5 protein-coding genes are annotated in these 7,134 nt (G+C 71.6%); 2 read left to right on the top strand and 3 right to left on the bottom strand.

From position 1 onward, the window contains the following. Positions 1 to 62: 62 nt before the first annotated feature. Positions 63 to 1,385, top strand: coding sequence for a M23 family metallopeptidase (locus FM112_RS06285; RefSeq protein ID WP_140400590.1), 1,323 nt, complete (start codon positions 63 to 65; stop codon positions 1,383 to 1,385). Between the two features lie 63 nt (positions 1,386 to 1,448). On the opposite strand, the gene FM112_RS06280 is transcribed toward FM112_RS06285, so the two are convergent. The 3 genes from FM112_RS06280 to FM112_RS06270 form a co-directional block, all read right to left on the bottom strand. Continuing rightward, entirely contained in the window at positions 1,449 to 4,055 is a 2,607-nt protein-coding gene (locus FM112_RS06280; RefSeq protein WP_254910397.1) for a glycoside hydrolase family 65 protein, read from the bottom strand. Positions 4,056 to 4,126: 71 nt separating this feature from the next. Then, positions 4,127 to 4,888 carry an HAD family phosphatase gene (locus tag FM112_RS06275; protein WP_087005165.1) on the bottom strand — a complete coding sequence of 254 codons (762 nt, stop codon included), beginning with the start codon at positions 4,886 to 4,888 and terminating at the stop codon, positions 4,127 to 4,129. 152 nt (positions 4,889 to 5,040) lie between these two features. After that, positions 5,041 to 5,712, bottom strand: coding sequence for a DUF4352 domain-containing protein (locus tag FM112_RS06270; protein ID WP_176386699.1), 672 nt, complete (start codon positions 5,710 to 5,712; stop codon positions 5,041 to 5,043). A 161-nt stretch (positions 5,713 to 5,873) separates the two neighbouring features. On the opposite strand from FM112_RS06270, the gene FM112_RS06265 reads away from it, so the two are divergent. Further along, positions 5,874 to 7,094, top strand: a complete 1,221-nt coding sequence (locus FM112_RS06265; protein ID WP_140400589.1) for a sensor histidine kinase — start codon at positions 5,874 to 5,876, stop codon at positions 7,092 to 7,094. Positions 7,095 to 7,134 lie beyond the last annotated feature (40 nt).

Raw genomic sequence — 7,134 nt, 5'->3', positions numbered from 1 at the left:
CCTACACGGACAGCGACGCGCTCAACGGACTACACCCTCGTTCGAGAAGAGCCGGGATGCCGGTGTCGAGAACAGGACGGATCGAGGGGCGCCGCGGACGAACCGGCCCCCTTTCGCTGCTCGCGGGGCTGCTCGTGCTCGCCCTCGTGGGGCACGGCGCCGTCGTGGCGCGCGCGAAGGACCTCGACGACTACGCGACCTGGGACGACGTGGTGGCCGCGCAGGACGACGTGGACGAGCAGAACCGCCTGATCGAGGAGATCAACGGGCAGATCCAGCAGCTCAAGACCGACGTGGCCGAGGCCGAGCTGGTCGCGGAGCAGAAGGGGGCCGCCTACTCCGCGGCCGAGCAGGCGGCCACCGCGCAGAGCGAGACGGTGTACGGGCTGCAGCTCGAGGCCGATACCGCCGACGCGGAGGCCGAGGAGGCGGAGGCCGCCGCCGCGGCCTACGTCGCGGCGATGTCGAATCGCGTGACGATCGACCCGACCGTCCAGCTGCTCACGAATCCGGGGGAGTCGGACGACTTCCTCAAGGGCATGTCCACGCTCTCGAAGCTCGGCACCGAGAACGGCTCGCTCTACGAGCAGGCCGTCGCGGCGCGCAACAACGCCGAGCAGCTCAACGAGCAGGCCGAGCGCGCCCTCGCGGAGCTGCAGGTGCTCGAGGCCGAGGCGCAGACCGAGTACGAGTCGGCGGTGGCCGCGCAACTCGACCTGCAGGAGAAGCGCGACCGCGCCGTCGAGAAGGGTTCGGAGCTCGAGGCCATGCTCGTCCCGCTCATGGAGCACCGGGACGTGGTCGAGGCCGACTACCAGGAGGGCGAGCGCCTGCGCGAGGCCGAGCGCAAGCGGATCGAGCAGGAGCGGGCCGAGGCCGCCGAGCGGGCTCGCCAGGAGGCCCAGCAGAACCAGGGCGGCGGCTCCGCCCCGCCCCCGCCGCCCGCGAGCGGCGCGAACTCGAGCGGCTACGCCTCGCCCATCGCGAGCAACGCGTACGTCACCTCGCCGTTCGGCATGCGCATCCACCCCATCTACGGCTATCCGCGCCTGCACGCGGGCCTCGATCTCGTCGTGCCGCAGGGCACCTGCTGGACCCCGCTCTACGCGGTCGAGGACGCGACGGTCACCTACTCGGGCTGGATGGACGGCTGGGGCTACATCGTGATCATGCAGGCGGGCGACGGCACCGTGATCAAGTACCCGCACATCTCCGAGGGCGGCCTCAACGTGAACGCGGGCCAGCACGTCGGTGCGGGTCAGGTCATCGCCTACGCGGGGACCACCGGCCCCTCCACCGGCTGCCACCTGCACTTCCAGGTCGAGGTGGGCGGCACGCCGATCGACTCGCGCGTGTGGCTCGCCGACCGCGGCATCTACTTCTAGCTGCCGCCCCGGACGGCGCGACGCCCTCCCGGATGCTCCGGGAGGGCGTCCTCGTCCGCGCCGCTAGTCGAGGTCCGGCAGCGGCTGGTCCAGCGCCGGCATCTGCCCGGTCACGACGGGCAGAGAGGCGGTGAGGAGCGTGCCGTCGGCCCGGTGCCGGCCGATGAGCGCCTCGCGGCTCGGCCGGGTCGACTGGCGCGGCCCCTGATCGGCGAGGGGCACGACCGCCGGCGCGTCGGGCTGCACGAGCACATCCTGCCCGCGCACCGACACCTCGACGCCCTGCCCGCGCTCGAGGAAGAACGAGATGGCGTCCTGCCGCAGCTCCACGCGCACGCGGGAGTCGTGCAGCCGCAGGCGGAAGTCGATACCCTCCCAGTCCTCCGGCAGGCGCGGGTCGAAGGAGATCCGGCCGTCGAAGTCGCGCATGCCGCCGAAGCCGCACACCGCGCCGAGCCAGATCCCGCCCGAGGAGGCCACGTGCACGCCCACGTCCGTGTTGCCGTGCAGGTCCGCGAGGTCGACGAACGCCGTGTGGCGGAAGTACTCCTCGGCGAGCGACATGTGGCCCACCTCCGATGCGATGATCGACTGCACCGCGGGCGAGAGGCTCGAGTCCGCCGTGGTCAGCACGTCGTAGTACTCGAAGTTGCGCAGCTTCTCCTCGGGGGTGAACCGGTTGCCGCGCAGGAACAGCGCGAGCACGACGTCCGCCTGCTTGATCACCTGGAAGCGGTAGATCACGAGCGGGTGGAAGTGCAGCAGCAGCGGCCGCTGCTCGTCGGGGGTGTTGTCGAGGTCCCACACCTCCTTGTCGAGGAAGGACTCGTCCTGCGGGTGCACGCCGAGGTTCTCGTCGTAGGGGATGTGCATGCGGGAGGCCGCGCGCCGCCACGCGTCGATCTCCTCCCGGGTCACGCGGAGGCGGTCGACGAGGCGGTCGTAGTCCTCGGGGAAGTCCTCGCGGAGCTGCTCGACGGCGTCGGCCGCCACGAGGAGGTTCTCCTGCGCCATGACGTTCGTGAACAGGTTGTCGTTGACGACCGTCGTGTACTCGTCCGGGCCGGTGACGCCGTGGATGTGGAAGGTGTCGCTCTTGTGGCGGCGCCAGAAGCCCAGGTCGTACCACATGCGCGCGGTCTCGACGAAGACGTCGACCGCGCCGTTGAGCAGCAGCGAGACGTCGCCGGTGGCCGAGAGGTACTGCGCCATGGCGTGCGTGATGTCGGCGTCGATGTGGAACTGGGCCGTGCCCGCCGCGTAGTAGGCGCTCGACTCCTGGCCGTTGATCGTGCGCCACGGGAACAGCGCGCCGCGCTCGCTCAGCTCGGAGGCGCGCGAGCGCGCGTCGTCGAGCATGTTGTAGCGGAAGCGCAGGGCGTTGCGCGCCATCGTGGGCTGCGTGTAGGTGAGGAAGGGGAGCACGAAGATCTCGGTGTCCCAGAAGTAGTGCCCGCTGTACCCGGAGCCGGTGACGCCCTTCGCCGCGATCCCGAGGCCGTCCGCGCGTGCGGCGGCCTGGGCGAGCTGGAAGAGGTCCCAGCGCATCGCCTGCTGCAGGTCGGGCTGGCCGTGGAGCACGACGTCCGCCGTCTTCCAGTAGTCGTCGAGCCACTCGGCCTGGTCGTGGTAGAGCGTGTCGAGGGTGCATTCGAGCGCGCGGTCGAGGGTGCGCTCGCAGCGGTCCGCGAGCTCGCGCGCGGGCGCGACGTTGGCCGTGTGATAGCTCAGGTACTTCGTGAGCTTGATGGGCGTGTTCGGCCGCCCCGAGAGGCGGTAGACGCGCTTGGCCACGTCGTCGTGCAGCGTGCTGTGGGCGTGGTGCTCCTCGCTCGTCTCGCCGTCGACGGTGAGCCGGTGGTCCATCGCCGCGGCGATGGACATGCCCGAGCTCGTCGTCCGGTAGCCGAGCACGAAGCGCTCGTCGCCGGTGCGCTGCAGCATGGGCTGCAGGATGCGGCCCTCGAGCTGCTCCGCCGTGCGGGGGTCGAATTTCGGGCCGCCGTTGCCGGGCTTGTCCCGGTACTCGTCGACGCCGTCCTGCCGGTTGAGCATCTGGCTCGAGATCACGATCGAGGCCTCGGAGTCGAGCAGCTCGACCTCGTACTCGATCACGGCGAGGTGCCGCTCGGCGAAGGAGACCATGCGGCTCGAGCTGATGCGCACGTGCTTGCCCGCGGGCGTGCGCCAGGTGAGGTCGCGGGTCATCCTGCCCGTGCGCATGTCGAGGCGGCGCTCGTAGGCGACGATCTCGGCGGAGGCCAGCATGAAGGGCTCGTCGTCCACGTAGAGGCGGATGACCTTCGCGTCCGGGGCGTTGACGATGGTCTGCCCGACCTGCGCGAAGCCGAAGGCGTCCTCGGCGTGGCGGATGCGCCAGGTCTCGTGGAAGCCGTTGACGTAGGTGCCGTGCTCGACGGCCTCGCGCCCCTCGTCGATGTTGCCGCGGAGCCCGAGGTAGCCGTTGCCCACCGCGAAGATCGTCTCGGTGCGGCCCTGCAGCCTCGGGTCGAAGCCGGTCTCGACGATGGCCCACGGGTCGATGGGGAATATCGAGCGGTCGAGCTCCTGGCCGGCGTCGGGGGAGCGTCGCAGGCGGCTCGGCTCCTCGGTCTCCTGCTCGGGGGCGAAGGGGCGCGGGGTGGCGCCAATCGTGCGTTCTTCAGTCACGTCGGGACCTCTCTATCGGAGCGTCTGTGCGGAGCGGGATGCGGCAGGGCGGAGGGCCGCGGGCGGCGGGCTCAGCCGGCGCTCGAACGCGCCTCGCGGAGCGGCCGCACGAGATCGGCGAGGTCCGCGACCACGATGTCGGCGCCCGCCTCGAGCAGCTCGTCCGCGCCGGCGCCGCGGTCGACGCCGATCACGAGCCCGAATCCGCCGGCGGCGCCGGCGGCCACGCCCGAGAGCGCGTCCTCGACCACCGCGCAGGCGGATGCGGGCAGGTCGAGCTCGCGGGCGCCCTGCAGATAGGTGTCGGGCGCCGGCTTGCCCGGCAGCTCGAGCTCGGCGGCGCGCACGCCGTCGACGATCGTCTCGAATCGGCCCTCGAGGCCCGCGGCGCGCAGCACGCGGTGGCCGTTGCGGGAGCTCGTGACGACGGCGGTCTCGATGCCGAGGGCATCGGCCTCGGCGACGAGCTCGAGGGAGCCGGGGTACGCGGTCACGCCCTCCTCGTCGAGCAGGCGCGCGAAGATCGCGTTCTTCCGGTTGCCGAGCCCGCAGACCGTGTCGAACTCCGGGTCGTCGCCGGGCATGCCCTCGGGCAGCGCGATCCCGCGGGAGGCGAGCGCGTCCCGCACGCCCACGAAGCGGGGCTTGCCGTCGAGGTACGAGAAGTAGTCGGCGTCCGTGTACGGGGCGGCGCCGTGCTCCTCGAACACGCGGGTGAACAGATCCGCCCACGCGCGCTCGTGCACCTCGGCCGTCGGGGTGATCACCCCGTCCAGGTCGAGGAGGAAGGCTCGGATCGAGCCGAGGGCCTGTTGAGTCTTCGCCGCAGTCACGGAGTCAATTATGGGGGCTCGAGGGTGTTCTTCACGTGTGTATGGCGAGAACCGCGGCGGAAAAACGCCGAAATCGGGGCGAATGGCGCCGCCGGGCCGGATATCCGGGCGGCGGCGCCATGCACCTCGAAGCGGACGGGCGCTCGCGGGGGCTACTCCGCCGCCGCGAGCGAGACCGTCACGGCGTCGTCGAACAGGCCGCCCTGCACCTCGATCTCCACCGGCACGGCGTCGGCGGGCAGGTCGAACACGAGGACGCCCTCCACGGTGTTGCCGGGGTTGATGTTGGCGAAGAGGGTCTCGTTCCCGGGGATGTACAGCGAGGCGGCGCCGTCGGTCTCGTGCCGGCGGCCCTGGTCGTCGACGAGGGTCTGCTCGCCGCCGGTGAAGTAGTGCGCCTCGTCGCCGGTGTTGGTCACAGTCACGTGCACGAGCAGGAACTCGCCCTGCGCGGCGGTGCTCACGTACTCGCTTCCGAGCTCCGCTCCGCCCTCCTCGACGCCGGTGATCGTGAACTCGAGGTCGCCCGAGAGCACGGCGTCGCCGATGCCGGCCGCGGCTCCGTCGCCGCCCTCCGCGCCGGCGCCCTCCTCCGAGCCGCCCGGGGCGTCCGCGGCCGAATCCGCCGCGGGCTCCGCCTCGTCGTCACCGCCCCCGCCGCCGATCGCCGTGCCGATGACGGCGATGAGCACGATCGCGCCGAGTACGGTGAGCACCTTGTGCCGCGCGAACCAGTGCTTCTTCTTGGGTTTGGGCTCGGGCTCCGCGGAGCCCTGCTGCGAGGGGCCGGAGAACTCGGGTGCGGGGCCGTTGGGGTTCGTCATGGGAATCCTTCGTCGAGGTCGGCAACTACCCGTCAACCATCTCCGGGTGTCGGGGCCCGTCGACACGGCCGTCCGGGTGCGGCGACCCCTGCCGATCGGGTGGGGTTCCGCAGCCGATCGGCGGCTGCCCCGACGGGGCCGGCCGCGCATAGAGTGCGACTGTGAGTGTGAAACGAAGTCTCCGCGACCGGCTGCCCCGGGTGCGCTGGTGGGCGTGCACCGTTCTGCTGATGGTGCTCGTGCTGCTCGGCGGCCTCATGGAGACGTTCTACTCGCCGACCGGGCAGTCGACGGACGAGGGCGGCGGCTTCACGAGCACCGGCGCGGCGTGGATGTCGGTCGGGTCGCTCGCGGCCGCGCTCGCGCTCGCGGTGCTCGTGATCTGGCGACGGGATCGACCGCTGCTCGTCACGCTCGCGGGCGCGGCCGCCGGCGCGCTGCTCCAGGTGGGCCCCGTCGCGGCGATGATCGGGCTGGCCTCGCTGATCGCCCGGCGTCGCGGCGGACAGGTCGTCGTCGGCGCCGTGGCGGCGGCCGCGGCCGTGCTCGTCAGCACCATCACCGACGCGTACTTCTCGGCCCGCTCCGAGTCCATCATCCAGCAGTTCGTCGTCTCCGAGGCGGGCCCCGCGGAGAGGGCCGAGGTGCCGGTCGCGGTCGCGGTGATCATCGTGCTGCTCTCGCTCGGCGTCCCGACAGCCATCGGCATCCTCCAGCGGGTGCGCGGGAGCGAGGCGGCCGCGCGCCAAAGCCGGGATGTGCTCGACGTCGAGCTCGCACGGAGCCGCGAGCGCGAGGAGATAGCGCGCGAGATCCACGACGTCCTCGGCAGCCGGCTCTCGCTCCTCAGCATCAAAGCCGGTGCGATCGAGGTGCGCGAGGAGGAGTATCCCAAGATCGCCGGGGAGATCGCCGATATCCGATGGATCGCGTCGCAGTCGCTCGACGACCTGCGGTCTCTGCTCGGGGTCGTCAAGGGCGAGTCCCGCCCGGTGTCGCTCACCGAGCTGCGGCGCATCGTCGAGGAATCGGTGGTCGAGGGGCAGCCCGTCGGGCTGTCGATCTACCTGAACGAGGCGGAGCAGGCGCCCGACCGCCTCGCGCGCGCCGTCGTGCGGGTGGTGCAAGAGGCCATCACCAATGCGCGCAAGCACGCCCCGGGTCAGTTCCTCACGCTCTCGGTGAGCGGCGGCCCGGGGGAAGGAATCGAGATCCTCGCCGTGAACCCGCTGCCCGAGCGCGCGGCGGATGCACCCGGCACCGGGCGCGGTCTCGAGGGGATGCGGGAACGGACCCGCATGGTCGGCGGCGAGTTGCAGGCAGGCGCCGTCGGCGAGACCTTCCGCATTGCCGCCCGTCTTCCCTGGCCGGTGCAGTCCTGACCGCTTCCGCTGCCGACCGGCACCCGGGGCCGCCGCGGGA

Source organism: Gulosibacter sp. 10 (assembly GCF_900163695.1).
Lineage (GTDB): Bacteria > Actinomycetota > Actinomycetes > Actinomycetales > Microbacteriaceae > Gulosibacter.
This window is presented reverse-complemented; position numbering and strand designations above follow the sequence as displayed.

Coding starts and splice junctions, on each gene's coding strand:
- FM112_RS06270 (WP_176386699.1), bottom strand. CDS start 5,712: ATGACGAACCCCAACGGCCCCGCACCCGAGTTCTCCGGCCCCTCGCAG.